Source organism: Nocardia sp. NPDC051929, assembly GCF_044548645.1.
GTDB classification, from domain to species: Bacteria; Actinomycetota; Actinomycetes; order Mycobacteriales; family Mycobacteriaceae; genus Nocardia; species Nocardia sichangensis.
This window is the reverse complement of sequence record NZ_JBIUCG010000017.1, coordinates 185,319-210,828: the sequence shown is the minus strand read 5'-3', so window position 1 is coordinate 210,828 and position 25,510 is coordinate 185,319. Positions and strand designations below refer to the sequence as shown.

The following is a 25,510-nucleotide window of genomic DNA, read 5'->3' as shown; positions in this document are numbered from 1 at the left end:
ACGACGATGAGGCCGGAGCGTGCACCCTCGCCCATACCCCGCGACGTCGATGCGCGGGGTGCACGCCCGGACCCGCCCCGGATCTACCAGCCCGGATTGCCGCTGACCGGGATGTTGACGAAGCTCGGACGGCCGGGGTCCAGCTCCAGATGCTGAGGCCGCAAGCCGGTGTCGATCAGCATCGGCAGGATCGGCAAGCCCTTGGGGAAGTTGCCCGCGTAGACGTCGACGCGCAGGCGGTGACCGGGTTGCAGGATCGCCTCGGTGGCGGGCAGCGCGATGTCCAGCGTGGTCACCTCGCCGGGGACCGTGGGCTGCCGCTGCTCCAGCGAGGTGTACGGCCGCGGATCGGTGTAGTCGCCGTTGGCCGACTTGCTGCTGTTCGCCTCATCGATCGCCCGCAGCGAAGCCATGAGCTGACCGGACGACAGCACGCTGGACTGCCCGTCCGGCGCGACATCGTTCACCGTGACCACCCAGTACCCCTCGGCGGCATCTTGAACGGTGTTGAGCCGCACCGCGATCCGCCCCGAAATCGTGGTCGGCTCGCCGACCGGGGCGCTGGTGAAGGTCAGCCCGTTGAGTTCCTCGACCCTGGAGTCCTTCGCACAGCCGTCGATGACCGAAAGCACACCGGCACTGCCCTGGGCGGCGTCGTTGGAACACAGGCTGGTCAGGCCGGGCGCCACGGTCAGACGCGCGGGCTCGCCGGTGCCCGTGGCATCGAGCGAACCGTCGTAGCGGCTGTTCGCGGTGCCGCTGGCGGCGGCGGACAGGTACATCCTGCGATGCACCGCCTGCCCCGGATTCGCGGCGGCGGTCGACGCGGCGAACGAGTCGGTGGTGATCCAGCCACCGCCCTGCTGACGCAGGGTGATCGGGCCGTACTGCTCGATGCCGTTGTCGATGTCTTTGAGCCACCGGTCGAACCACGCGCGCTGCAACACATCCAGCCGCGGCGGCAGGCCCGGCTTGCCGTACTCGTTGCCCGAGTTGAGGTGATAGGTGTTGCCCATCAGCAGCTGCTTCTGGCCCGGCGGCAGCGGAATCTCGTTGTAGATCTTGGATTCCGAGTAGGTGAACAGGTCGTGCCAGCCGCCGGTGACGAAGGTCGGCGTCCGGATACCGCTGGGATCACCGAGCCAGTCCTGGCGCGGGCCGGAGCCGTCGGTCAGCAGTTCCTTGGCGCGCGGGTCGAGATCCTCGATGCGCGCGGTGGTGTAGACGTTGAGCAGGACGTCCATGAAGGTCAACGGATCGCGGGCGCGGTCGGCCAGCCACGTGGTGTCCAGTTGCCCGTTGAGCACCGAGGCGAGATCGGGAATCAGCTTGAGCCCGTTGACCGCGGTGAGCCACAGCGGGATGAAGTTGAAGCCGAAGCCGCCGCCGGGTGCGAGCACGTCGTTGACCAGGTCGCTGCCCGGCACGACCGGGAAGATCGCCTGCAAGGCGGGCGGGCGCTTCTGCGCGACCTGCACCTGATTGATCCCGGAATAGGAGATGCCGTTCATGCCGACGCGTCCGTTGGACCACGGCTGCCGGGACGCCCAGTCGATCACCTCGAGCGTGTCCTGTTGTTCGCGTCCGCGCAGCATGTCCCAGACGCCCTGAGAGAAACCGGTGCCGCGCACGTCGACGACCACCTGCGAGTAGCCGCTCTTGATCAGTTGCCGGTCGACGGTGAAGTTGCGCAGTTCGCCCCCGCCGAACGCCTTCGTCAGGTCGGTGACGCCGGACAGCGGCGTGCCGCTCATGTCGATCTGCCGGAAGAATTCGATCAGCGCGTCGGACAGGCCGGGGATCGACTGCGCGTGATCGGCCAGATTCGACACCAGCTTGGTGTACGGCGTGAGATTGACGATCGTCGGCGTAGGGGTGTCGACGGGGCGGCCGGAGGCGTCCGCGGGCCGGTAGACGTTGCCCTTCAGGACCGTTCCGTCACTCATCGTGATGGGGACGTCCCACTGGATGTTGATGTTCGGGTACTGCTGCGGATCATCTTGGGTGGCAGTCCAAGCCGCTCCGGCAGCGCCGCCGTCCGGGCCGGTGGGCGGCGCGACGGCATCGGCGCCGGCGGCGAGCAAGGGGACGAGCATCGTGACGGCAACCGCCGCCACCGTGGCCCGCAGCGCGTTCTTCATCGGACGTGATCCACCTCTCGGCTGGTCGAACGACCAGAGTGTACCTACTTACTTGCCGGTAGAAATAGTGGGTAACTTAAATCGCCGACATAGCGCCGCGGATCGACCGGCATCCCTCCGGCGTGTCGCACGGCAACACCTCATCGAAACGACGACGCGCTGCCACCCGGGCGGGTGACAGCGCGTCGAGAGTCCTCGGTATGCGGGTTACTTGCCGCCCTGACCGGCGACGGCGGCGGCGCCCGCGGCGGCCGCCTCCGGGTCGAGGTACTCGTGCGGGCGCACCGGGCGCAGGTTCTCGTCCAGCTCGTACCGCAGCGGGATGCCGGTGGGGATGTTCAGGCCCGCGATGTCCTCGTCGGAGATCTGGTCGAGGTGCTTGACCAGCGCGCGCAGCGAGTTGCCGTGCGCGGCGACCAGCACGGTCTTGCCGGACAGCAGGTCCTTGGAGATGGTCGACTCCCAGTACGGCACCATCCGGTTGACCACGTCGAGCAGGCATTCGGTCTTCGGGACATCGATGCCCGCGTAGCGCGCGTCGCCCTCTTGGCTGTACTCGTTGGCCGGGTCGATCGGCGGCGGCGGGGTGTCGTAGCTGCGGCGCCACAGCATGAACTGCTCGTCGCCGTACTTCTCCCTGACCTGCGCCTTGTTCTTGCCTTGCAGCTCACCGTAGTGGCGCTCGTTGAGCCGCCAGTCCCGGATCACGGGGATCCAGTGCCGGTCGGCGGCGTCCAGCGCGATGTTCGCGGTGGAGATCGCGCGACGCAGCAGCGAGGTGTAGACGACGTCCGGCAGGATGCCGTGCTCGGCCAGCAGTTCCCCGGCACGCTTGCCCTCGGCGATGCCCTTGTCGGTCAGGTGCACGTCCACCCAGCCGGTGAACAGGTTCAGGGCGTTCCATTCGCTTTCGCCGTGGCGCAGCAGCACGAGGGTGTACGTCATGCGGCCATCCTCCCATGCGCGCTGCGCCGGGTCGCATCGGTTCCCGCCTCCGCCGCCCCGGTCCTGGCGCGAAAGCGCGATGTCAGACCGGTTCGTCGGCGGTGTGCTCCGCGGCGAGCACGCCCGCGCCCGCCAGGGTGGCCCCGTGGGTGATCTCGGAGAGATCCACGCGCAGTCCGCGCAGGAATTTCAGCCCGGCGTGCGCGTCCACCGCGGCCCGCAACGGATCCCACAGCGGCGCACCGGATTGCGCGAACCCGCCGCCGATCACCACCCGGTCGACGTCGAGCAGGGCGGCGGCCGAGGCGACCGCCGCGCCGAGCGCGGTGCCCGCCCGGTGCAGCGCGGCGACGGCGATCTCGTCGCCCGCGTGCGCGTCCGCGGCCAGCCGCACCCCCGTGGTGCCGGGCCAACCCTGCTCGCGCGCCCAGCGCACCGACGACATGCCACTCGCGACCGCCTCGACGCAGCCGCGGCCGCCGCAGCCGCAGGGCGTGTCCCACCCGGGCACGACGATGTGACCCACGTGCCCGGCGTTGCCGGTGCGCCCGAGCAGCACCTTGCCGCCCGCGACGATCCCGCCGCCGATGCCCGACGACACCGTCATGGCCAGCGCGTCGGGCACCCCGCGCAGCGCGCCGAGGCGATGTTCGGCCAGCGCGAGACAAGCGCCGTCGATGGCGAAACGAATCGTGGCGGCGGGAAAGAGTTCCCGCACGGCGGCGACGATCGGGAATCCCGTCTTCCACTCCGGGATGTTCAACGGACCCGTGACGCCGGTGCGCACATCCACCGGCCCGGCCGCACCGATACCTACGGCGCTGACGCGTTCCGGCCCCGCGACCGTGCGCAGCAGTTCGCGACAGACGTCCCACACACCCGCGTCCGGCACGTCCACCCGGCGCACGTCGCGCACCTCGGCACCGGGGCCGACCACCCCGGCCGCGAACTTCGTCGCGCCGATGTCCAGAGCGAGAATCGCCAATGCCGTCCCTTCGCCGATCCGAGCCACCTGCGATTGTCACCCGGGAACCGGACGGGGCGACGACCGGCTACGGCTTGTCGGCGGAATCGACCAGATGCTCGAAGGCGCGCAGGTTCTGCAGCGACTCGCCGCGCGAGACGCGCCACTTCCATTCCCGCCGAATGGATTCGGCGAAGCCGAGTTCCAGCAGCACGTTGAAGTCGGCGTCGACGGCCTCGAGAATCTGGCCGAACACCCGGTCCAGTTCGTCGGCGGTGACGGCGTGCGCGGACATCCGGCCCACCAGATAGATGTCGCCGACCCGGTCGAGGGTGTACGCGACGGCGTAGAGCCTGCGGTTGCGGCGCAGCAGGAACTTGTACACGCCTTCGAAGTTCTCGTCGGGCTTGCGGCAGACGAACGCTTCGAAGCGGACCCCGTGCTTGCCCACCGTGACCATCACCGTGGTCTTCAGTTTGCGCTCACCGGGCAGGACGACGACGAAGGTCTCCTCCCCCGGCCGGGTGTATTCGATCTCCCTGTCCCGCAGCGTCTCATCGATGAGCCGCGCGGTCGTCTGTACCTCGTTCACCGGCGCACTCCCATCCGGCGCCGCCACAGCGCCCGCGATCTCGCCTGACTGTTCTCGCCGAGCAGGGCGGCCGTCCGCTCCGCGGCGAGACCGGTGTGGTCGTCGGACACCCGGTCGTAGGCATCCTCCCGCACAGCGCTGTGCGCCAGGCCGCGTCCGCCGAAAGCCGCCCGCTCGTCCCGGAAACCGGCCATGGCCGCGGCGTAGCTGGCGAGCAGCCCGTCGGCCGTGTGCGCCCAGGAGAAGTTGGCCGCGTGCGCGACGGCCTGCTCGCCCATCCGGTGCAGCCGGTCCGGGTCGTCCAGCAGGTGGCGCAGCGCGTTCGCCCAGTCCACGGTGCGGTGGCCGGGGACGAGCAGGCCGGACACCTCGTGCCGTACGGCCGTGCCGAGACCGCCCACGTCGGCGGCGAGCACCGGGGTGCCACTGGCCTGCGCCTCGATCGCGACCAGGCCGAAGGACTCGTTGTAGCTCGGCACCGCGACCAGATCGGCGGCGCGGTAGACCAGCACCAGCCGTTGCGGCGGCTGCGGGGGCAGGAAACTGACCCGCTCGGCGATGCCGAGTTCGGCGGCCAGATCGATCAGCGCGTCCGGCCGCTCCAGCCCGCTGCCGGACGGGCCGCCCACGATCAGCACGCGCAGTTTGCGCTCCGGGTCGGCGCGCAAGACCTCGGCCGCGGCGCGCACCAGCACATCGGGCGCCTTCAGCGGCTGGATCCGGCCGACGAACGCGACGATCCGCTCGTCGGCGGCCAGCCCGAGCGCGGCGCGGGCGGCGGCCTTGTCACCGGGGCGATAGCAGGTCAAGTCGGCACCCGGCGGGACGACATCGATGCGCTCGGGGTCGGCGCCATAGAGTTCCACCAGCTGGCGGGCTTCCTCAGCGGTGTTGGCGACCAGGCGGTCGGATTCGGCGATCACCTGCTTCTCGCCGATCTCGCGGGTCGCCGGTTCGGGACAGTCGCCCTCGGCCAGCGCGGCGTTCTTCACCGCCGCCAGGGTGTGCGCGGTGTGCACCAGCGGCACCCGCCACCGGTCCCTGGTCAGCCAGCCGACCTGGCCGGACAACCAGTAGTGCGAGTGCACCAGGTCGTAGTGGCCGGGCAGGTGCCTGGCCTCCTGACGCAGCACCTCCGCGGTGAAGGGGCACAGCTGGGTGGGCAGATCGTGCTTGTCCAGCCCCTCGAACGGGCCTGCCACCACGGTGCGCACCAGCACGCCGGGCGCGGCCTCCTGCACCGGCGGGACGTTCGACGCGGTGGCCCGGGTGAAGATCTCCACCTCGGTGCCGCGCCGGGCCAGCTCGACGGCCGTTTGCAGGACGTAGACGTTCATGCCGCCCGCGTCGCCGGTGCCCGGCTGAGCGAGTGGTGAGGTGTGCACCGATAACACGGCGATACGGTTCGGCCGTAGGTCCAGGCGCTGACTCACACTATCCATAGTGCACGTTGCGTTCCCCGGCCCAGACACGCTATCCGCGGCAAGTGAGAGCTATCACAGAGCAGACATGAATCCGATCACAGACTCTCGATGAACGCGCGCACCTCGGCGACGAACCGGGAACGGTCCTCGATGAACAGGCCGTGCTGGGCGTCCTCCCAGAACGACACACGCGCGTCCGGCACGGCCTCGGCGATGTAGCGGCCGTTGTCGACGGGAACGACCCGGTCGGCGGTCCCGTGCAGGACGAGCACCGGAACGTCCAGTGTGCGCAGGGTCTCGGTGTTGTCGACGGTCCGGTAGAACAGCGCTTTGCGCACCGCGGGCGGGGTGGCGAGACTGGCCCCGAACAAGCGCTGCGCGTCCGGCCCCTTGTCCGCGCCCGGTCCGGTGTTCGCATTGCCGAACACACCGAAGGCGCGCACCGCCCGCCCCGCGCTCTCCTCGAAGACGCCCGGAATCGCCTCCCGCATCATGCTGCCGGTCGCCGCGCCGGGCACACCGGGGCCGATATTCGCCATCGAGCCGGTGTAGACGACGCCCGCCACGGCGCCGGTGCCATAGGCGGTCAAGTAGTCGGTCAGCACGATCCCGCCGTAGGACCAGCCGAGCAGCACCGCCCCGGACGCGATGCCCTCGGCCGCCAGCACCGCCGCGACGTCGGCCGCCCAGTTCTTCGGATCGTCGTAGCCCGCCGCGGGCGCGTCGGAGTAACCGTGGCCACGCAGGTCGACGGCGACCACCCGCATGTGCGCGGCGAGGTCGTCGGCGGCTCCACCCCAGCAGCGCAGATTCGCCGACCAGCCGTGCAGCAGCACCAGCGGCCTGCCGTGCGCCGGGCCGCTCACCCGGTAGACGATGTTGGTTCCGTCCGCGCTCACCACGTCCCGAATAGCCATGCACCGAGGCTAACCGTGCTCGCGGGACCGCCAGGACCCGGCAAACCTCGCGCACCTAGGATCTGTTCGCATGAGCACTCGCACCGCCGTCGTGACCGGAGCCAGCTCGGGGATCGGGGAGGCCACAGCCCGTGAGCTGGCCGAGCAGGGCTATCACGTCTACGTCGGTGCGCGCAGGCTCGATCGCCTTGGCCGCCTCGCCGACGAGATCGGCGGCACCGCACTGGAACTCGACGTCACCTCGGACGAGTCGGTGCGGGCGTTCACCGAAGCGGTCGAGCGCGTCGACGTGCTGGTCAACAACGCGGGCGGCGCGAAGGGCCTGGCTCCGGTGGCCGAGGCCGACCTGGACGACTGGCGCTGGATGTGGGAGACCAACGTGCTCGGCACACTGCGCGTCACCAAGGCGCTGCTGCCGAAGCTGATCGCCTCCGGTGACGGGCTGATCGTCACCGTCACGTCGGTGGCCGCGTTCACCGCCTACGACAACGGCGCCGGGTACACCTCCGCCAAGCACGCGCAAGCCGTGCTGCACCGCACGCTGCGCGGAGAGCTGCTCGGGCAGCCGGTGCGTCTCACCGAGATCGCGCCCGGCGCGGTGGAGACCGAGTTCTCGCTGGTGCGTTTCGGCGGCGACGCCGAACGCGCGGCCAAGGTGTACGAGGGCATCGATCCGCTGGTCGCCCAGGACATCGCGGAGGTCATCGGGTTCGTCGCGTCGCGACCGGCGCACGTCGATCTGGACCAGATCATCATCAAGCCGCGCGACCAGGCCGACGCGGGTCGGTTCGCCCGCCGCACTTCATAGCTGAAGCGCATTACTCGTTCGGCAGCGCTGGCCCGGCCGCGAATCGCTGGGCCTTCGCTGTTCGCCCGTAGCCGTTAACATCCGAGAAGCCGCACGCGTAAGGACATCGGATGGGAGTGATTCGGCTCATGTTCAAGGGCTTCAAAGAGTTCCTGATGCGCGGGAACGTCATCGATCTCGCGGTCGCCGTCGTCATGGGCACCGCGTTCACCTCCGTGGTGACCTCGGTGACGAAAGGTGTCGTCAATCCGCTGCTCGCGGTGTTCGGCAGCACCAACCAGCTGGGCCTCGGCGTGCAGCTGATCCCCTCCAAGCCCGCCACCTTCATCGCCGTCGGCCCGATCATCACGGCCGCCATCGATTTCTTCATGGTCGCCGCGGTGCTCTACTTCGTGCTGATCCTGCCCATGAAGACGATCAAGAATCGCTTCGGCACGCCGAAGGCGGCCGAGCCCACCCAGATCGAACTGCTGACCGAGATTCGCGACCTGCTCGCCGAGCGGCACGAGGCGGTCCGCGCCCAACGCCAGGCCGACCGAGAGGTCGAAGAGGAACACGCCGACGACGCGACCGAAGAACAGAACGTGAAGGTGCGCTAGGCCCGGTCAGCGCGCCCCCGCGGGCTGCGGGGGCAGCGGTGTGGCGGAGACCACGGCGGACGGCGCGCCCCGCAACGCCGACATGGTTTTCCAGGTGTCCCAGTCGATGGTCCAGTCGTAGAGGTCGCCGTCGGCGGCCGAGAGCGGGATCGAGGTTCCGGTCACCTCGACCGGATCGCCGTACAGGGACGTGGGGAAATACGCCTGGGCATCACCGGGCGACAGATTGATGCAGCCGTTGGTGACGTTCGCCGACCCTTGCGCCGACAGCGATTCCGGGTTGGCGTGGATGAATTCGCCGTTGTTGGAGATGCGTACCGCCCAGCGTTCGCGAACATTGGTGTAGAACGGCGGGTTCGACATCATGAAGTCTTCGTACTTCTCGGTGACCACGTGGACACCGGAACGAGTCACGTTGCGCGCCTCGTTGCCCTCGCCGTAACTGACGGCGAAATCGAAGACCGTCCGTCCGTCGCGGACCACCTGCATGCGGTGACTCGGGGCGCTCGCCTTGACGATCTGGCTGCGGCCGATGCGGAAATCGGTGGTCAGATCGGAATCGCCGTAGTTGCCGCCACCGAGGTCGAGGCCGTAGAGGCGGGCCGAGACGTGCACGGCGGTCCCCGGTGTCCAGTAGTTCTTCGGACGCCAGTGCAGGCGGGAGCCGCCGTCGTCCGGGAACCAGGCCCACGCGCCCTCGGTGGGCGGGTCGGTGGTGATCGTGAGCGCCTTCTCCACCGCCGCCTTGTTCGTGACGGACGACTTGAACTGCAGGATGATCGGCGCCGCGATGCCGACCTCCTGGTTGTCGCCGATGTTCAGGGTCGCGGGGACGGTGCTCTTGGGCTTCAGGGTGTGGAACGAGCCGTCGATCGGGATCGGCTTGCCGTCGGCGCCGACGGCGGTGCCGGACCAGGCGTAGGTGGCGTCGTAGCCGAGCGGCTCGGTGATGGTGTAAGCGCGCCGGTCCGGCGCGAGTTCGCCGCGGACCTGCTTGCCCGCGACGTTGGTCAGCGCGACCTGATCGATCGTGCCGTCGCTGATCGTCACCGAGACCGGCGTTGTCGGGTTGACGTTCGTGGCGTCGGCGGCGGGGGTCAACGTCGCTTTGGCGATCGGACCGGCAGCGGGACGCGGCTTTCCGGCGCCGCGGTCTATCGTGCAACCGGCCACCAGAGCGACGACCACGAGCAGGAGGGCCGACACCACGGCAACCGATCGGCGGATCATCGTGCGGTGGTTCACTTCGTCGAATCTACGCGCGGCGCGCGCGCCGACCCGTCGACGCAGCGTGTGGTGTCGGCCTCAACGGGTCAGAGGGTGAGACCCACCGTGACCGGTTCGGGTTCCAGCCGGATCCCGAAACGCTCGGCCACCCCGTCGCGGACCGTCCTGGCCAGCGCCACCACATCGGCCGCACTGGCGCCGCCGCGATTGGTCAGCGCCAGTGTGTGTTTCGTCGACAGTCGGGCGGGCGCACCGTCGCCGGGGAAGCCCTTGGCGAAACCGGCCCGCTCGATGAGCCAGCCCGCGGAGAACTTGACTCCGTCCGGCGCCGGATAGGTCGGGACCGCGACGTCGCCCAGATGAGCGGCGATCGCGGCGCGCACCTGGGCCACCCGCTCCGGCGCGACCACCGGATTGGTGAAAAACGAACCCGCGCTCCAGGTGTCGTGGTCGGCCGGATCGAGGACCATGCCCTTGCCCGCACGCAACCGCAGCACCGCTTCCCGCACCTCGGCCGCGGGGCGGGACTCGCCGTCCGCGGCGCCAAGCGCCGAGGCCAGCTCGCCGTAACGCAGTGGCACGCTGGAACCGTCTGCGCGCAGCGCGAAATCGACCGCGAGCACGACGGCGTCGTCACGGTGCTTGAGCACGCTGGTGCGGTAACCGAAACCGAGTTCCGCGGGCTCCACCCACCGGATCTCACCGCTGGCGCGATCCAGCAGGCGTACCCGGCGCAGCAGATTCGCCACCTCCGCGCCGTAGGCGCCGACGTTCTGCACGGGCGTCGCACCCGCCGAACCGGGAATGCCGGACAGACACTCCAATCCTCCGAGACCCGCCTCGACCGTCGCCCGCACCACGGCGTCCCAGTCCGCGCCCGCCTCGGCGACCACGCCGCCGTCGCCGATCTCGACGCCGCCGGTGGCGATCCGCACCACGACGCCGTCGAAGCCGTCGTCGCCGATCAGCAGATTCGAGCCACCCGCGAGCAGCAGCACCGGGACACCCGCCGCGTCCAGCGCACGGACCGTCGCGACCAACGCTTCGGTCGTCGCGCATTCGGCGACCTGGGCGGGTCCACCCACTCGCAGCGTGGTCAGCTCCGCCAACCGCACGTCGGCGCATAGCCGCGCGCCGGTATCGGCGAGGAGATCCGACGGCACCACTCGTGAAGTTCGCACGATGCTAAACGGTAGCGTGCGCGCCGACAACTACACGCTGGTGTATCAGCCCGCGAGCGGATCGGATAGCACCGCTCGGGCAGCTCGAATGCCGAACAGCAGCGGGTGCGCTGACAGCTACACGCTGGCATTCTCCGCCCGCGAGCAGATCCGACAGCATGACTCGTGTGACTCGAGCGCCACACGGTAGCGTGTGGACCCATGGCTACACCGCTGGCGTACACGGCCCGCTACACCCATCCGACCGCCGCGGTGCGCGCGGCGTTTGCGAACGACCAGTACTGGAAGGATCGCATCGCGGAGGTCGGCGGCCCCAATGCCCGGCTGGAGTCGGTCACCATCAGCGGTGACGAGGTGCGCGTCGAGATGGTGCAGGCCATCCCCGCCGAACAGCTCCCCGCCGCGATCACCGCGGTGCGGCCCGGCGATCTGATCATCCCGCGCGTCGAGCACTGGACCGGGGACCAGGCCACCTTCGAGGCCCGCGTCGAAGGCGCGCCCGCCGAGGTCCGCGGCGCCATCGCGTTGGCCGCCGACGGCTCCGGCGCCGTCACCACGGTCGACGGCACCATCGAGGTGAAGATTCCGCTGTTCGGCAGCAAGATCGAGAAGGCGATCGCCGAGCACCTCACCGAACTGCTGAAGAACGAGGCGGAGTTCACCGGCAAGTGGCTCACGGCGCACTGACCGGTCTCGAGAGCACGGTCACTGTTCGACGTCACATCGCGCGGTCCCGGCCTTCGTGTCAGTTCCGCACTCCACCCGCCCATCGAGGTCGGCGCCGCCGGACCCAGTAACGTGTGAGCCCATGGCACGCCGATTGGACTACTCCGCCCGCTATCCGCTGCACACCACAAAAGAGCTGTACGCGGCGCTGTCGAACCGCGATTACTGGGACGCGCGGATGGGCGAGATGCGGAAGTACACCCCCGGCAACGAGGTGGTCCGGCTGGAGGCGGGCGACGACGGGATCACGGTCGAGCTGCACCACGTCCTCCCCCGCGACATGCTGCCGGAAATCGCGCAGACGGTGATGCGCAAGGACATGGTGATCACTCGCAAGGAGTTCTACAGTCCGTACGCCGCGGAGGAGACCACCGGCAAGTACTCGGCGTCCATTCCCGCAGGCCCCGGCAGCCTCGGCGGCACCATCCGCCTGTTCCCCACCGACACCGGCTGCACCATGCGCTTCTCGTCGGAGGCGAAAGTTTTCATCCCCATGGTGGGTCCGCGCCTGGAACAGCTGATGCTGGTGAACCTGGTCGACCTGTTCCGTGGCGAGGCCGAGTTCACGGTTCAGTGGCTGGAAGAACAACACCCCACTCGCTGACCAAGCCGGTCGGCAATATCACTCGTGGCACCACCGCCGTCAATCGTCTCCGCCGCAGCGACCGCTGGCTGATCAACGACGAATTCGTCGCCGACCGGTTGCGCGGTGCGCCCGATCCGCTGGTCGTCGATCTCGGGTACGGCGCGAGCCCGTGGACCACGTTCGAGCTGGCCGCTCGGCTGCGCACGATCCGCGCCGACGTGCGCGTGGTCGGATTGGAGATCGACCCGCAGCGCGTGGTGCCCGGCCGCGACGGCGTCACCTTCGCACGGGGCGGATTCGAATTGGCCGGGCTGCGGCCGGTTCTGGTGCGCGCCTTCAACGTCCTGCGGCAGTACCCGGAAGCGGCGGTCGGCGAGGCATGGTCGACGGTGCTGGCCGGGCTGGCGCCGGACGGGGTGCTGGTCGACGGCACCTGCGACGAATTGGGCAGACGCTGCGCATGGATCCTGCTCGACCGGGACGGGCCGCGCTCGCTCACGCTGGCCTGGGATCCTTTCACCGTCGAGCGTCCCTCCGACCTCGCCGAACGCTTGCCGAAGGCGTTGATCCACCGCAACGTTCCCGGTGAACCGATTCACGCGCTGCTGACCGCCGCCGATCGCGCGTGGGCCCACGCCGCGCCGATGGCACCATATGGCCCCCGGGTCCGCTGGCGCGCGGCGGCGCGGGCGCTGCACGCGGAAGGCTTCCCGATCCGCCACTACCGCCGCCGCCTGCGCGACAGCGTGCTCTCGGTGCCGTGGTCGGCGGTCGCGCCGCTCGGTACGAGCTAGCGCGGTTTCGTCACGCTACGGCAAGCGCCTGATATACCCGTCGCGCGGCGCGCGGCGACAAGCGCGCACCCGCGTCGGTGATCTCCTCGCCCGCGCACCGGTGGATCGCGACCGCGTCGGCCACCACCTCGTTCAAGGCGGACTGCCCGATATCGGCCTCGGCCAAGTCGAGCACCGTGCGGACCGGCGTCGTCACCAGGAACGCACCCGCCGATTCCACGTCGGCGCCTGCCAGCGTTCGGCGCACGACCACCAGCCGCGGCGTCACCGGCGGACGTCCCGCACGCGCCGACAGGTGCAGGAACCGCGGGCACAGGCTGCCGAGCCCGTGCAACTCCGCCGCACTCTGATGGGAGACGACCGCGGCGCCGTCGAACCAGGCCGCCCACATCGCGTACTCGTCGAGCGGGCCGTCCGGCCACCCGGCCAACCGGAGCATGCCGACTCCGGCCCTCGTCACCGAACCATCGCCAAGGGCTGCTCGCACCCGCGCTCCGCACCCGGTGCGCAGCACCTGGCGAGTCGTGAAGAAACCGGCGTGCCGACCGGCCCAGCGGCGCAGAACACGCCATCCTTGTTCCGCGGATCCGATCGCGCGGCTTGCCTCATCGCCGGCCATGGGCATCAGGCTACGCTCGATTTTTGTGCTTCATGTCACATTCGAACCCCTCACGACCTCCTCAGAGACGGCACAGAAAGGTCGGGAAGAATTTTGGCCATGAGTACGAACGCAACCTCGCCCTCGACGATCAACCGGCGGACCCTGCTGATCGCCCTGACCGTGGTAGCGATTCTGCTCGCCACGGTCTTGGTCGGCGGCGAGGCCTACGCCAGGCACACGGTGTCGAACTGCATCAGCTCGCAGTTCGAGAAGGAGATGGGGTCGAAGATCGACGTGAGCTTCGGGCCCAAGCCGATGCTGCTCACCTGGATCGACGGCAAGGTGCCGACGGTCAAGGTGAACAGTGCCGACACCAAGTTCGGTCCCGCCGTCGGGATGGTGGTGCACGCCGTCTTCCGCGACGTCGACGTCGCCGACCAGAACGGCAGCGAGATCGGCAGTTCCTCGGCCGACGTCACCTGGAGCAACGAGGGGATCAAAGAGACCCTCGGCGGCATGGTCAGCGGGGTGAGTTCCTCGGCCAGTACCGGCATGCTCACCCTGTCGGTGCTCGGCGGCTTCGCCGAACTCCAGTTGAAGCCGCAGATCGTGAACGGCATGGTCAAGGTGGAGACGATGTCGGCGGAGTTGCTCGGCATCGGCCTGCCCTCCGACCTGGTGCAGAGCATCGTCGACCTGTTCACCAAGAGCCTGCAGAGCTACCCGCTCGGCATGGCGGCGACCGACCTGAAGGTCACCGACTCCGGCGTCGACGTCCACCTCTCCGGCGGGCGTACCCAGCTCGAGCAGGCGGGCAACGGCTCCGACACGCGCTGCTGAACGCGCACCGCCGCACGGCCTCCGGGCCTTGCGCTTTGACGGTCAGCTCGGGAAACCATCGAGCACTTCACGCGATTTCGACAGCCCGAGCCGGGTCGCGCCCGCCGCGATCAGCTCCGCGGCCGCCTCGGCGGTCCGGATGCCGCCACTGGCCTTGACGCCGAGCCTGTCGCCGACCGTCTCGGCCATCAACCGCACCGCGTGCGCGCTCGCGCCGCCCGCGGGGTGAAATCCCGTGGAGGTCTTCACGAAATCGGCGCCCGCGCGTTCGGCGACCCGGCACACCTGCACGATCGCTTCGTCCGGCAGCGCGGCGGACTCGATGATCACTTTCAACAGCGCCCGATCCCCGATCGCCTCGCGGACCGTGACGATGTCGGACAGCACCGCCGTGAAATCACCCGCGCGAGCCGCACCGACATCGATGACCATGTCCACCTCGGCGGCGCCCTGATCCACCGCGAGCCGCGCCTCGGCGCCTTTGACCAGCGAATGATGCTTCCCCGAAGGGAATCCGGCGACCGTCGCGACCACCAGTCCGGGCGCGCGCACCGGCAACATGGACGGCGACACACAGATCGCCAGGACGCCAAGCGCCCGTGCGTCTTCGATCAACACGCCGACCTGCGCGGGCGTCGCCTCCGGAGCGAGCAGCGTGTGATCGATCATGGCGGCCACTTCGGCCCTGGTCAGCGACGTGGAACTTGCCATGGGGTGAGAGTCTGGCACACCGGAATCGAATTCCGTTGCGCGCCTGGCGGCAGTTCGCGCACACTCGTAGCTGATGGCGCATCGGACAACGTGACGCCACGGTCGCTGACTAACGTGTGCGGATGGGCCCTACTTCGTTCGGGAGGAGACGACCGTGCTGATCCGTCGCGAACGCGTCGACGACGCCGCTGCCATCGCGGCGGTGCATCGCAGCGCATTCGCACCGCGCTATGCCCCCGCCGCCGCGTCCGGTGGCCGCCCCGGCGCCGACCCGCCCGAGGTCGACCTGGTCGCCCAGCTGCGCAGTGACGAGGGTTGGATCCCGACGCTCTCGCTGGTGGCGATCGAGCACGACAGCGTGGTCGGCCACCTGTGCTTGACCAGAGCCGCCGTCGGCCCGTTCCCCGTGCTGGCGCTCGGCCCGATCGGCGTTCTCGCCGACCATCAGGGCGCCGGAGTCGGCTCCGCCCTCATGCACGCGGCGCTCGGCGCCGCGGACGCCCTCGACGAACCACTGATCGGCCTGCTCGGCAGCCTGGAGTTCTACCCGCGCTTCGGTTTCGTCCCCGCCGCCCGCCTCGGCATCACCCCCGACGACCCGTCGTGGATCAGCCACTTCCAGGTCCGCTCCCTCTCGGCCTACGACTCCCAGATCGCCGGCGAATTCCACTACGCCGAACCGTTTTACAACCTCTGAGCACCACTCGACTCGGACGCATACGGGACAGGCGACCTGCGCCGCAGACGAACGGCCCGGGCGCTAGGCCCACGGGTCGATGACGGGCACCCCGGCAGCTCGGAACGGCGCGGTATCGCGAGTGGCGACGGCCATTCGAGCGGCGCTGGCCGTCGCGGCGATATAGCCGTCGGCAGTCCCGATCGTCGCACCGGTGGCGCGCGCAGCCGCCATGAGTTCGGCGTACACCGCAGAGGTGGTCAGGTCGAAAGCGAGTATTCGCTCGGCGAACAGAGGCAACACGCGTGTTTCGAACCTGTCGCGCAGTGTGTCTCGCCGCCTGCCCGCAGGCATCGCGGCAATTCCGAACCGGAGTTCGGCCACAGTGACAGCTGACAGGTACAAAGTGCGCAGAGGTTGAGCATTGATCCAAGCGACTACACGCGAGTCCGGAGCCTTGCGCAGCGGTTCGGAGATGACGTTGGTGTCGAGAACGATCACTCGAACTCCATGGGAGGGATCGGCCGTCGGTCACGGGCGTTCAGGGCGTCGAACTCGTCATCGGTGAGTTCGATCTCACGACCGATCTCCGCCAACAACGACCCGAGTTCGACCTGTGCCACAGGCGTGACGGCTTCGATGAGGATCGCGCGGACTTCCGCCTCGGTACTGCGTCCATGCTGGGCCGCGCGCACACGCAGTGCCTCGCGTACCTCGTCGGGTAGATCACGAACGGTCAGCCTGGCCATATCCACTCACCCACTCCGAGTCGACGGCAATAGCGTCATTGCCTTCATTGCCGTCAATCATAGACGGCGATCGCACTTGGGGACACCTTGTCGAGCGCTCGGCGAAGGCGCGGCAAATGCCCGGCGGTGCACCTGGGAGGATGAACCCCATGAGTTCCGCTCCACCCGTCTCGGACGAACGCCGCTACGTGCTGACTCTCGGCTGCCCGGATCGGCCGGGCATCATCGCCCGGATCACGTCGTTCATCGCCGAGTTCGGCGGCTCGATCGTGGAGGCGGGGTATCACTCCGACGCGGATACCGGCTGGTTCTTCACGCGTCAGGCGATCAGGGCCGCGACGGTGCCGTTCGGCATCGCGGAGCTGCGTGACCGGTTCGCCGGGGTGGCGGCGGAACTGGGGCCGGAGAGCGAATGGCAACTGCTGGACTCCGGCGCGCGCCGTCGCGCGGTCCTGCTGGTCAGCAAGGACGGCCATTGTCTGCACGATTTGCTCGGACGCGCCGCCAGCGGTGAACTGCCCGCCACCATCGAGGCGGTGATCGGCAACCATCCGGATCTGGCGGCGATGACCGAGGCGCACGGGGTGAAGTTCCATCACGTGCCGTTCCCGAAGGACCCGGCCGAGCGCGGTCCCGCGTTCGAAGAGGTCCGCGCCCTGGTGGACGCGCACGATCCGCACGCGGTGGTGCTGGCGCGGTTCATGCAGGTGCTGCCGGCCGAGTTGTGCGAACACTGGGCGGGCAAGGCGATCAACATCCATCACAGCTTCCTGCCCTCGTTCGTCGGCGCTCGCCCGTACCACCAGGCTTTCGCCCGTGGCGTGAAGCTGATCGGAGCAACCTGCCACTACGTGACCCCGGAACTGGACGCGGGCCCGATCATCGAGCAGGACGTCATCCGCATCGACCACGCGGACGAAGTGCGCGACATGGTCCGCCAAGGTCGCGACATCGAGCGGGTGGTTCTGGCGCGCGGGCTGCGCTGGCATCTGGAGGGCCGCGTCCTGGTGCACGGCCGCCGGACGGTCGTCTTCTCCTGACCGGCGCGACCGCCTGGGCGCGTCAGCCCGCGAGGTCGGCGCGGCTGGACTTGCGCGTGGCGGCGAGGACGCGCGCGAGTTCCTCGTTGAACCGCACGTAGGCCTCGGCGTTGCCGAGATGCCCCGTTGGCAGCACCTGATAGCGCGCGAGACTGCCGGTCTGCCGGAGCATTTCGACGATCCGCTCGGAGTGCACCGGCGGCGTCATGTCGTCGAACTGCCCCGAGATCACCGTCGTGGGGACCACCAGATTCCGGGCCGACTCCCCGACATCCATCGTGGCCAGCAGGAATCCGAACTTGGCGCGCACCCGCGCGGGACACGACCGCACGATGGCCATGCTGAAATCCAACAGCTCGCCTTTGGCCGCGGTGCTGAGGATCTGACGCGCGAACAGCCAGCGCACCGGCGCGATGGGCGGGAAGACCATCGGGGCGCCGAGCCCGAGCCTGCCGAACAGGAACGGCAGCGGCACCTTCAACTGCAGCAGCCGCAGCGGACGGTTCAGCAGCGGCACGACCGTCGTCTCCAGGATCAACCGGTCCGCCGCGGTATTGGTCAGCAGCACCGCGAGCGCCTGATGCGCGACCCGCTCGGGATAGCGTCCCGCCCAGGCCTGCAGTGTCATGCCGCCGAGGCTGTGGCCGACGAGCACGGCCCGCTGCCCGGGCGCGAGCGCGGCGTCGAGCACGGCGGCCAAGTCGTCGGCCAGCAGCTCCATGGTCAGCTCGCTCGACCCGTATTCGCTCTCGCCGTGACCGCGCTGGTCGTAAGCGATCACCCGATAGTCACCGGCGAACGCGTTGATCTGCGGATTCCAGTATTCCAGGCAGCAGGTCCACCCGTGGACGAGCACGATGACGGGGGCATCCGACGGGCCGTAGGCGTGTACGCGCAGCCGGACGCCGTCACCGGTCTGGACCGGAATCACCTCGCGAGGCGCGGTCGGCGGGTTGAACGCGGCGGTCTGGTAGGTACGCGACCGCAAGTCGGCGCTGTGCGCGTCGCGCCAGCTCCGGAGCAGGCCCCGGAAGCTCGTCAACGCGGTCGGCAGCATGGCACGCATCGGACACTCCTTTGTGTTACTGCTAGATACAGTAACCCCGATTTGCGCCGCTTGCTAGTGCAAGCACCCTTACCTGTCGGCGAACTCCGCCCTCACCAGCGCGGACCCCGCTGCACCTCGTCCACCTTGGGCCGGACGTCGGCCAAGTAGACACCCGTGGCGATGATCGCCGCGAAGGAGAGTAGGCCCAGACCCGCGGGGGAGAGCAGGAGCACGAGCACAGCCGCCCCGAGAATCGCCAGCCAGATCGGCTTGGTCAGTTTGTCCACCGCGGTGAACGCGTCCGGACGCTGACGCACGGCGTGGATCAGCGCGAAAATCGTCGCACCGAGCGCCGCCAGCCACAGCACCAGCAGGATCATCCCGGTCAATCCGTGCACCATATTCACCTCACCCATCATAGAAGCAACGCCCTCGCACACCAGGGGTGCGCGAGGGCGTCGAATCGCTTCAGCCGCGGGCCGTTCAGGGCTTCTTGGGAGCGGCCTTCTTGGCCGGAGCCTTCTTGGCCGCGGGGGCCTTCTTGGCCGGAGCCTTCTTGGCCTCACCGTTCACGACCGGAGCCGGGGTGGCCTCGGTGGTCACCTCGACGACCTCGGCCTCGACGACCGGCGCCGGGTCGATCTCTTCGTCGGCCGCGAGCTCGGCCTCCTTCGCCGGACGGCCGATCAGTCCGTTGACGCGCCCGAGCACGTCCTCGGCGCGGCTGACCGCGTCGCCGTACAGCGTCTCGACCTTGCCGATCCGCTCGTCGACGACCTGGTTGGCGCGCAGCCGCTCGATCGTCTCCTCACCGCGGACGGCGAGGTCGGCGTAGATGTCCAGCGCCTGCCGGTAGTACTTCTCGGCCAGCGCCCGCAGCTCCTCGGCGGTGAACCGCTCGCGCAGTTCGGCGAGGTCGTCCGGCAGCTCCGACGGCAGGCCGGACAGCCGCTCACGCAGCGACTCGAACCGGTCCTGGACGTCGGCGGGAACGTTGGCGAAGCGCTCGCGCGCCTCCTCCACCCGGGCCTGCACCTCGGTGGCGGCCGCACGCTCGCGCACCTGCGCGAAAACGTCGTTGACGGCGGCGTAGAGGGCGTCACCCGCGCCGACGGTGGCGAGCAGGGGCTTGGTGACGGTGGCGTTCTTCTCGGTCATGGTGTTTCGTTCTCCTGGCGTGGCGGAGTTTCGGTTGTCGTGCGCGGAACGTCGCTGTCCCATACGTCCCCCCCTACCTCGTTTCCTCCGTTTTCCCGGCGAAACGATTCATAGATGTCCAGCAGCACCTGCTTCTGCCGCTCACTGATGAACGTGTCGGCGAGCAGTGCGTCCCGGACCGGACTGTGCGGCCGCTGCTCGAGATAGCCAGCCCGTACGTACAAGACCTCCGAGGAGACCCGCAGCGCTTTCGCGATCTGCGTGAGCACTTCGGCGGACGGATTTCGCAGTCCGCGCTCGATCTGGCTGAGATACGGATTGCTCACCCCCGCCAGCTGGGCGAGTTGACGCAACGAGACTTGCGCGGCTTCCCGCTGCGCCCTGATGAAGCCTCCGATGTCGTGCGCCGCACTGACGACGCGACCCCCTCGTTCGCCGATGCCGGACGAATGCTCGTCCGATCTCTCGGTGTACTCGGCGGAAACCTCGGGCTGGTCAGCCATCACTCACCTTCTGGCGGTTGTACGAATTCGATTCTAGGTCAGGGTGCTAGCTATTGCAAGCAGTCTGCTAGCAGCGTTTCGGCAAACGTTCCGCACGCCGCGGATCAACCGCCGAACATCAAGTGGGAAATCGTGTAGATCGTCAGTCCGGCAAGCGAACCGACGACGGTTCCGTTGATGCGGATGAATTGCAGATCCCGGCCGACCTGCAATTCGATCTTCTTGCTGGCTTCCTCGGCATCCCACCGGGCAACCGTGTCGGTGACCAGGGTGCTGATCTCACCGGCATAGTTTTCCACCAAGTAGCGCGCGCCGCGATCGATCCAGTTGTCGACCTTGGCCCGCATGTCCGCGTCGTCGCGCAAGCGCTCGCCGAGCTGCTGCACGTTCTCGGCGACCTTGCGCCGCAGCGTGCTGCTCGGATCGTCGGCGGACTCCAGGATCAGCCGCTTCGCCGCGCGCCAGGTGGCCGACGCGAGTCCGGTGATCTCCTCCCGGCCCATGATCTGCGCCTTGATCCGCTCCGCCTTTTTGATCATGGCGTCATCGAATTGCAGGTCCTCGGCGAATTCCTCCAGGAACCGGTTCGCGGCGAGACGGACCTCGTGCTCCGGATTGGAGCGGACTTTCCAGGTGAACTCGACCAGTTCCCGGTAGATCCGTTCGGAAAGCAAGATGTTGACGAATTTCGGCGCCCACTGCGGCGCGTCCCGCAACACGATCCGATCGATCGTCTCCTGGGATCCGAGCGCCCACTGGTGCGCGCGCTCGGCGAGCAGATCCAGCAACGCCAACTGCCGGTTGTCGGCGAGCAGTTCCGCCAGCACCCGTCCGATCGGCGGACCCCACAGCGGCTCGGCGATCCGCTTGACGATGGTGTTGTCGATGACCTGCTCCACGTCCTCGTCGCGCAGTACGCCGACGACGGCGCGCAGGATGGTCGAGCTCTCCTGCGCCACGCGCGCGGCATGACCCGGATCGGCCATCCAGCGCCCGACCCGCCAGGAGATCTGCGCCGAGTTCACCTTGGCCGACACCACCTCGGGCGCCAGGAAGTTCGTGCCCACGAACGTACCGAGACTGGCGCCGAGCTGGTCTTTCTTCCGCCGGATGATCGCCGTGTGCGGGATGGGCAGGCCGAGTGGATGACGGAACAGGGCGGTCACCGCGAACCAGTCCGCCAGCGCGCCGACCATGCCCGCCTCCGATGCGGCCCGCAGGTAGCCGACCCAGTCGCCGCCCGCCCCGCGCGATTCGGTCCAGCGGCAGAACAGATAGATCGCGGTGGCCAAGGCGAGCAGCCCGGTGGCGAACGCCTTCATCCGCCAGAGGTCACGACGCTTGGCCGCCTCGTCGAGCACGGCGGCGAAGCCGAGGGGCGCGGCGGCGTCTCCGGCGCGGTCGCCCCGGGCGTTCAGCACCGCGGTGTTGCCGGGAGCTTTCTCCATGCCTCCCATTCTGCTGTGCGCGGCGAAGTGAGCGAGCGGGGTGAGTGCCTGCGCACAAACCGGACGGGCCGGGCGCCGGACACGCCCGGACTGTGGTTCCTACCGCATCCGGCCTCAAAAGCGCATATCACGGGTATCGGGGACCTAAGCTGGTAGCTACCGGAGCACTTACGAACGAGGGAGCCCACGCTGTCCACCGAAGACCTTGTCGATGTCGGCGAGCGACCGTCGGCGGTGCGCGGCGGCCGGATGGACGGCCGCAAGCGCCGGTGGCGGCAACACAAGATCGACCGCAGGGAGGAACTCGTCGACGGCACTCTCGCCGCCGTGCGCGCCCGCGGCAGCAACGCGGGCATGGACGAGATCGCCGCGGAGATCGGCGTCTCCAAGACCGTGCTCTACCGCTACTTCTCCGACAAGAACGACCTCGTCCACGCGACCATGCAGCGGTTCATCGAGACCACGCTGATGCCGCGGGTGTACGGCGCGATCAGCCTGGACGCGGACGAATACCAGCTGGTGCGCTCGGCCCTGGCCGAGTACGTCGGCACGGTCGACGAGGACCCCGAGGTCTACCGCTTCATCATGGGCAACGGCTCGGCCGACCAGTCCTCGCTCGCGGAGTTCGAGAAGCTCTTCGCCGAGGTGGTGTGCGCGGTGATCACCGATCGCGCCAAGGACCGGGGCGTGGCGACCGAGGGCGCCGCGCTGGCGTCGTACGTGCTGGTCGGTGGCATCCAGCTGGCCACGCACTGGTGGACCACCAACAAGTCGCTGTCCCGCGAGGACGTGATCGATTACCTCACCATGCTCGCCTGGAGCGCCATCGAGGGCATGGCCCGCGCGGGCGGTTCGCCCGCCGCGTTCAACGCGCAGCAGCATGTGCTGCCCGCCCCCGAGACGCCGGCGCAAGACTGAATCGAGCCATCGGCCCTGGTGCTAGCTGGAGCGCTTGCAAAAGTTCACCAGCACTCTCGACTTTGCCGAATCCTTGGCTAGTCTGAACCCGAGCGGTGCGCCGAGTGCGTTGCGTCACCGCAGGCGCCGTACTCGACGGCGGTCCGTGCGGGTGTCCCGCACGCTGCCGCCCGCGTCCGTCGCTCCGACCGCGGCACCAACGGAGGTACCTCGATGGCGAAGCAAGTACCGACCTCTCGGCTTGCTCGTGGCACGAAGCTGGGCGCGGTGGCAGCCAGTTCGGTGCTTCGCACCCAGCGCGCGCGGTTGACCATGCGGGGCAGATCCGAGGCCGTCCGGGCGAAGATGGCCGAGGAATCGATGATCCGCACCACCGAGCAGGTGGTCACGGTGCTGGGCACCATGAAGGGCGTCGCCATGAAGCTCGGCCAGATGATGTCGGTGCTCGATCTGGATCTGGTGCCAGAGGACCATCGGGAGCGGTTCCAGAAACGCCTGGCCGTGCTGCGCAACGCGGCCCCGACGGTCTCCTTCGCGGCCATGCGCCAGGTGATCGAGGACGATTTCGGAAAGCCGCTCGACGCGGTCTTCGCCGAGTTCGACGCCGAGCCCGTCGCCGCCGCCTCGATCGGCCAGGTGTACCGCGCGCGACTACACGACGGCCGCCAGGTCGCGGTGAAGGTGCAGTATCCGGGCATCGATGCCGCGGTACGCGCGGATCTGAAGAATCTCGCGATGTTCCGGCGCGTGCTCCAGTCCGCGATGCCGTGGGTGACGCCCGCGGTGCTGGACGAGCTGCGGCTGAACATGGAGGCCGAGCTGGACTACCGGGCCGAAGCGGCCACCCAGTTGCAGATCGCCGAGTTGTACGCCGGGCATCCGTTCGTCATCGTCCCGCGCTCGCTGCCGGAGTTCTCCACCACGCGGGTGCTGGTCACCGAATACGTGGAGGGCAAGGGCTTCGAAGAGATCCGGCAGCTGCCCCAAGCGGAGCGCAACCGGATCGGCGAGATCATCTACCGGTTCTACGTGGGATCGCTGTTCACCTTCAACGAATTCTGCGGCGACCCGCATCCGGGCAACGTGCTGCTGGCCGACGACGGCCGGGTCGGCTTCCTGGATTTCGGATTGTTCAACCGCATGGACGCCGAGCACGTGCAATTCGAGCTGGTCTGTCTGCGTGCCGCGGCAGAAGATCGCGCGGAAGACCTGCGCGAGTTGATGATCCAACGCGGCGTCATCGATTCGCCGCAGGAGATCGGCGCCGAGGAGTGCCTGGAATACGTACTGGCCGCCTCGGAATGGTGTCTGATCGACGAGGAACTGACCATCACTCCCGAGCTCGCCAGCGGCGCCTTCCTGCTCGCGGTCGATCCGAGGGCCAGCGAGTTCACCGGTATGAAGCAGCAGAATCTGCCGCCGGAGCACCTCTTCTCCCGCCGCGCCGACTTCCTGACCTTCGGCATGCTCGGTCACCTCGGCTGCACCGCGAACTGGCATCGCATCTCCAGGGAATGGCTCTACGACGAACCACCGGTCACCGAGCTCGGCCGGGCCCATCACGCCTGGCTCGCCGACCGCCCGCGCGCCGCGCCGCAACGGCCGCGCAAGAAGACCACCAAGTAGCCGCCGAACGGCGGCACGACCGCAGAACGGAAGACCATGGCAGACACACGGGAATTCGACCTAGTGCTCTTCGGCGCGACGGGTTTCGTCGGCAAGCTGACCGCGGAATATCTCACCGAGGCCGCGCCGGAATCCGCGCGAATCGCGCTGGCGGGACGATCGCTGGACAAGTTGACCGCCGTACGCGACGACCTCGGCTCGACGGCCGCGAACTGGGGTCTGGTGGTGGCCGACTCGACAGACCAGAGCGCGCTCGACGAGCTGGCGGCGCGCACCAAAGTCGTGGTCACCACCGTCGGCCCGTACCTGCGCTACGGGATGCCGCTGGTGGCGGCGTGCGCGAAGGCAGGAACCCATTACGCCGACCTCACCGGCGAGCCGCTGTTCATCCGCGACGCCATCGACAACTATCACGAACAGGCCGTCGCCACGGGCGCGAAGATCGTGAATTCCTGCGGCTACGACTCGATTCCGTCCGATCTGAGCGTGTATCAGCTCTACCGCCGCACGGTCGAGGACAACACCGGTGAGCTCGTCGACGTCACGCTGGTGGCTTCGCTCAAGGGCGGCGTCAGCGGCGGCACCATCGATTCCGGCCGCGCCATGATGGAGGCGATCGCCGCCGACCCGGCCAAGGGCAAGGTGATGTCGCACCCGTACTCGCTGAGCCCGGACAGGTCGATGGATCCCGACGTCGGCCGCCAGTCCGATCAGGCGCTGTCGCGGGCGAGCTCGATCGACCCCAGCCTGGACGGATGGGTCAGCACGTTCGTCATGGCCGCGCACAACACCAAGATCGTGCGCCGCAGCAACGGCCTGCTCGGCTGGGTGTACGGCAAGAACTTCCGCTACCGCGAAGTGATGAGCGCGGGGAAGTCCCGGGTGGCGCCGCTGGTAGCGGCGGGCATGGCGGGCGGCATCGTGGCGGGCATGACCGCGGGGGCGCTGTTGTCGCGGGCATCGGCGGGTCGCAAGCTGCTCGATCGCGTGCTGCCCAAGCCGGGCACCGGACCGAGCGAGCAGGCCCGCAAGAGCGGCTGGTTCAGCATGAAGACGTTCGCGCACACCACCTCGGGCGCGAAGTACGTGGCCACCTTCTCCGGCACCGGCGACCCGGGATACCAGGCCACCGCCGTACTGCTCGGCGAGAGCGGTCTGTGCCTGGCGTTCGACACGGAGAAGCAACCCGAACTCGCGGGCATTCTCACCCCGGCCGCGGCGATGGGCGACGCCCTCACCGAGCGACTGCGCGCGGCGGGCATGACGATCACCGTCGACCGCGCCTGAG

The 25,510-nt window shown here is 68.7% G+C and carries 28 protein-coding genes; 11 read left to right on the top strand and 17 right to left on the bottom strand.

Annotated features, from left to right (window positions below):
* Positions 1–83: 83 nt before the first annotated feature.
* The 6 genes from ACIHAX_RS24250 to ACIHAX_RS24225 all read right to left on the bottom strand — a co-directional run bounded on the left by ACIHAX_RS24250 (position 84) and on the right by ACIHAX_RS24225 (position 6,983).
* Positions 84–2,141, bottom strand: coding sequence for a CocE/NonD family hydrolase (locus ACIHAX_RS24250; RefSeq protein ID WP_397279672.1), 2,058 nt, complete (start codon positions 2,139–2,141; stop codon positions 84–86).
* 207 nt (positions 2,142–2,348) lie between these two features.
* Positions 2,349–3,086, bottom strand: a complete 738-nt coding sequence (locus ACIHAX_RS24245) for a phosphoglyceromutase (protein WP_355071904.1) — start codon at positions 3,084–3,086, stop codon at positions 2,349–2,351.
* A gap of 82 nt (positions 3,087–3,168) precedes the next feature.
* Positions 3,169–4,071: an ROK family protein gene (locus ACIHAX_RS24240; RefSeq protein WP_397279670.1), complete on the bottom strand. Its 903-nt coding sequence runs from the start codon at positions 4,069–4,071 to the stop codon at positions 3,169–3,171.
* Between the two features lie 67 nt (positions 4,072–4,138).
* Positions 4,139–4,642, bottom strand: a complete 504-nt coding sequence (locus ACIHAX_RS24235) for a YbjN domain-containing protein (protein ID WP_355071902.1) — start codon at positions 4,640–4,642, stop codon at positions 4,139–4,141.
* Positions 4,639–6,084, bottom strand: coding sequence for a D-inositol-3-phosphate glycosyltransferase (gene mshA / locus ACIHAX_RS24230; protein ID WP_379254021.1), 1,446 nt, complete (start codon positions 6,082–6,084; stop codon positions 4,639–4,641). The genes ACIHAX_RS24235 and mshA overlap by 4 nt, the downstream gene beginning before the upstream one ends.
* A gap of 77 nt (positions 6,085–6,161) precedes the next feature.
* Complete coding sequence (locus tag ACIHAX_RS24225; RefSeq protein WP_355071900.1) at positions 6,162–6,983, bottom strand: alpha/beta hydrolase; 822 nt, start codon at positions 6,981–6,983, stop codon at positions 6,162–6,164.
* A 70-nt stretch (positions 6,984–7,053) separates the two neighbouring features.
* On the opposite strand from ACIHAX_RS24225, the gene ACIHAX_RS24220 reads away from it, so the two are divergent.
* Both ACIHAX_RS24220 and mscL read left to right on the top strand, forming a co-directional pair.
* Positions 7,054–7,791, top strand: coding sequence for an SDR family NAD(P)-dependent oxidoreductase (locus ACIHAX_RS24220; RefSeq protein ID WP_355071899.1), 738 nt, complete (start codon positions 7,054–7,056; stop codon positions 7,789–7,791).
* Positions 7,792–7,901: 110 nt separating this feature from the next.
* Positions 7,902–8,390, top strand: coding sequence for a large conductance mechanosensitive channel protein MscL (gene mscL, locus ACIHAX_RS24215; RefSeq protein ID WP_355071897.1), 489 nt, complete (start codon positions 7,902–7,904; stop codon positions 8,388–8,390).
* A 6-nt stretch (positions 8,391–8,396) separates the two neighbouring features.
* Here mscL and ACIHAX_RS24210 read toward each other — a convergent pair whose 3' ends face one another.
* Together ACIHAX_RS24210 and ACIHAX_RS24205 are read right to left on the bottom strand one after the other, a co-directional pair.
* Positions 8,397–9,620, bottom strand: coding sequence for an Ig-like domain-containing protein (locus ACIHAX_RS24210; protein WP_397279691.1), 1,224 nt, complete (start codon positions 9,618–9,620; stop codon positions 8,397–8,399).
* Positions 9,621–9,703: 83 nt separating this feature from the next.
* Entirely contained in the window at positions 9,704–10,798 is a 1,095-nt protein-coding gene (locus ACIHAX_RS24205) for a UDP-N-acetylmuramate dehydrogenase (RefSeq protein ID WP_397279667.1), read from the bottom strand.
* A 201-nt stretch (positions 10,799–10,999) separates the two neighbouring features.
* On the opposite strand from ACIHAX_RS24205, the gene ACIHAX_RS24200 reads away from it, so the two are divergent.
* From ACIHAX_RS24200 to ACIHAX_RS24190, 3 genes are all read left to right on the top strand, one after another.
* The gene (locus ACIHAX_RS24200; protein ID WP_364424340.1) at positions 11,000–11,485 is read left to right on the top strand and encodes a DUF2505 domain-containing protein; all 486 of its coding nucleotides are present in this window, start codon (positions 11,000–11,002) and stop codon (positions 11,483–11,485) included.
* Positions 11,486–11,606: 121 nt separating this feature from the next.
* Positions 11,607–12,128, top strand: coding sequence for a DUF2505 domain-containing protein (locus tag ACIHAX_RS24195; protein ID WP_355071895.1), 522 nt, complete (start codon positions 11,607–11,609; stop codon positions 12,126–12,128).
* Complete coding sequence (locus ACIHAX_RS24190) at positions 12,098–12,904, top strand: class I SAM-dependent methyltransferase (protein WP_364424343.1); 807 nt, start codon at positions 12,098–12,100, stop codon at positions 12,902–12,904. The genes ACIHAX_RS24195 and ACIHAX_RS24190 overlap by 31 nt, the downstream gene beginning before the upstream one ends.
* A gap of 10 nt (positions 12,905–12,914) precedes the next feature.
* Here ACIHAX_RS24190 and ACIHAX_RS24185 read toward each other — a convergent pair whose 3' ends face one another.
* Positions 12,915–13,523: a hypothetical protein gene (locus ACIHAX_RS24185; protein WP_355071891.1), complete on the bottom strand. Its 609-nt coding sequence runs from the start codon at positions 13,521–13,523 to the stop codon at positions 12,915–12,917.
* Positions 13,524–13,622: 99 nt separating this feature from the next.
* On the opposite strand from ACIHAX_RS24185, the gene ACIHAX_RS24180 reads away from it, so the two are divergent.
* A complete protein-coding gene (locus ACIHAX_RS24180; protein WP_355071890.1) occupies positions 13,623–14,345 on the top strand; it encodes a DUF2993 domain-containing protein in 723 nt (240 codons plus the stop codon).
* Positions 14,346–14,387: 42 nt separating this feature from the next.
* On the opposite strand, the gene deoC is transcribed toward ACIHAX_RS24180, so the two are convergent.
* Positions 14,388–15,056, bottom strand: coding sequence for a deoxyribose-phosphate aldolase (deoC, locus tag ACIHAX_RS24175; RefSeq protein WP_397279664.1), 669 nt, complete (start codon positions 15,054–15,056; stop codon positions 14,388–14,390).
* Between the two features lie 154 nt (positions 15,057–15,210).
* On the opposite strand from deoC, the gene ACIHAX_RS24170 reads away from it, so the two are divergent.
* On the top strand, positions 15,211–15,753 hold the full coding sequence (locus ACIHAX_RS24170) for an N-acetyltransferase (RefSeq protein ID WP_364424346.1): 543 nt from the start codon (positions 15,211–15,213) through the stop codon (positions 15,751–15,753).
* 63 nt (positions 15,754–15,816) lie between these two features.
* Here the strand turns inward: ACIHAX_RS24170 and ACIHAX_RS24165 are convergent, their stop codons facing one another.
* The gene (locus tag ACIHAX_RS24165; RefSeq protein ID WP_397279662.1) at positions 15,817–16,233 is read right to left on the bottom strand and encodes a type II toxin-antitoxin system VapC family toxin; all 417 of its coding nucleotides are present in this window, start codon (positions 16,231–16,233) and stop codon (positions 15,817–15,819) included.
* On the bottom strand, positions 16,230–16,481 hold the full coding sequence (locus tag ACIHAX_RS24160; protein ID WP_364424350.1) for a FitA-like ribbon-helix-helix domain-containing protein: 252 nt from the start codon (positions 16,479–16,481) through the stop codon (positions 16,230–16,232). The genes ACIHAX_RS24165 and ACIHAX_RS24160 overlap by 4 nt, the downstream gene beginning before the upstream one ends.
* A gap of 149 nt (positions 16,482–16,630) precedes the next feature.
* Between ACIHAX_RS24160 and purU the strand changes: the two genes are divergently transcribed.
* Complete coding sequence (purU, locus tag ACIHAX_RS24155) at positions 16,631–17,521, top strand: formyltetrahydrofolate deformylase (protein WP_355071886.1); 891 nt, start codon at positions 16,631–16,633, stop codon at positions 17,519–17,521.
* Between the two features lie 22 nt (positions 17,522–17,543).
* On the opposite strand, the gene ACIHAX_RS24150 is transcribed toward purU, so the two are convergent.
* From ACIHAX_RS24150 to ACIHAX_RS24130, 5 genes are all read right to left on the bottom strand, one after another.
* Positions 17,544–18,587 carry an alpha/beta hydrolase gene (locus ACIHAX_RS24150; protein ID WP_364424353.1) on the bottom strand — a complete coding sequence of 348 codons (1,044 nt, stop codon included), beginning with the start codon at positions 18,585–18,587 and terminating at the stop codon, positions 17,544–17,546.
* A gap of 92 nt (positions 18,588–18,679) precedes the next feature.
* A complete protein-coding gene (locus tag ACIHAX_RS24145) occupies positions 18,680–18,970 on the bottom strand; it encodes a DUF2516 family protein (protein ID WP_040870424.1) in 291 nt (96 codons plus the stop codon).
* An 82-nt stretch (positions 18,971–19,052) separates the two neighbouring features.
* Positions 19,053–19,727, bottom strand: coding sequence for a heparin-binding hemagglutinin (locus ACIHAX_RS24140; protein WP_355071883.1), 675 nt, complete (start codon positions 19,725–19,727; stop codon positions 19,053–19,055).
* Positions 19,724–20,230, bottom strand: a complete 507-nt coding sequence (locus tag ACIHAX_RS24135; RefSeq protein WP_355071881.1) for a helix-turn-helix transcriptional regulator — start codon at positions 20,228–20,230, stop codon at positions 19,724–19,726. The genes ACIHAX_RS24140 and ACIHAX_RS24135 overlap by 4 nt, the downstream gene beginning before the upstream one ends.
* Before the next feature lie 104 nt (positions 20,231–20,334).
* Positions 20,335–21,678 carry a DUF445 family protein gene (locus tag ACIHAX_RS24130; protein WP_355071879.1) on the bottom strand — a complete coding sequence of 448 codons (1,344 nt, stop codon included), beginning with the start codon at positions 21,676–21,678 and terminating at the stop codon, positions 20,335–20,337.
* A gap of 249 nt (positions 21,679–21,927) precedes the next feature.
* Between ACIHAX_RS24130 and ACIHAX_RS24125 the strand changes: the two genes are divergently transcribed.
* From ACIHAX_RS24125 to ACIHAX_RS24115, 3 genes are all read left to right on the top strand, one after another.
* Positions 21,928–22,596, top strand: a complete 669-nt coding sequence (locus ACIHAX_RS24125) for a TetR/AcrR family transcriptional regulator (protein ID WP_355071877.1) — start codon at positions 21,928–21,930, stop codon at positions 22,594–22,596.
* 213 nt (positions 22,597–22,809) lie between these two features.
* Positions 22,810–24,222 (top strand): AarF/ABC1/UbiB kinase family protein, encoded by a 1,413-nt coding sequence (locus tag ACIHAX_RS24120; protein WP_355071875.1) that lies wholly within the window; start codon positions 22,810–22,812, stop codon positions 24,220–24,222.
* Between the two features lie 36 nt (positions 24,223–24,258).
* A complete protein-coding gene (locus tag ACIHAX_RS24115; protein ID WP_397279658.1) occupies positions 24,259–25,509 on the top strand; it encodes a saccharopine dehydrogenase family protein in 1,251 nt (416 codons plus the stop codon).
* Position 25,510 lies beyond the last annotated feature (1 nt).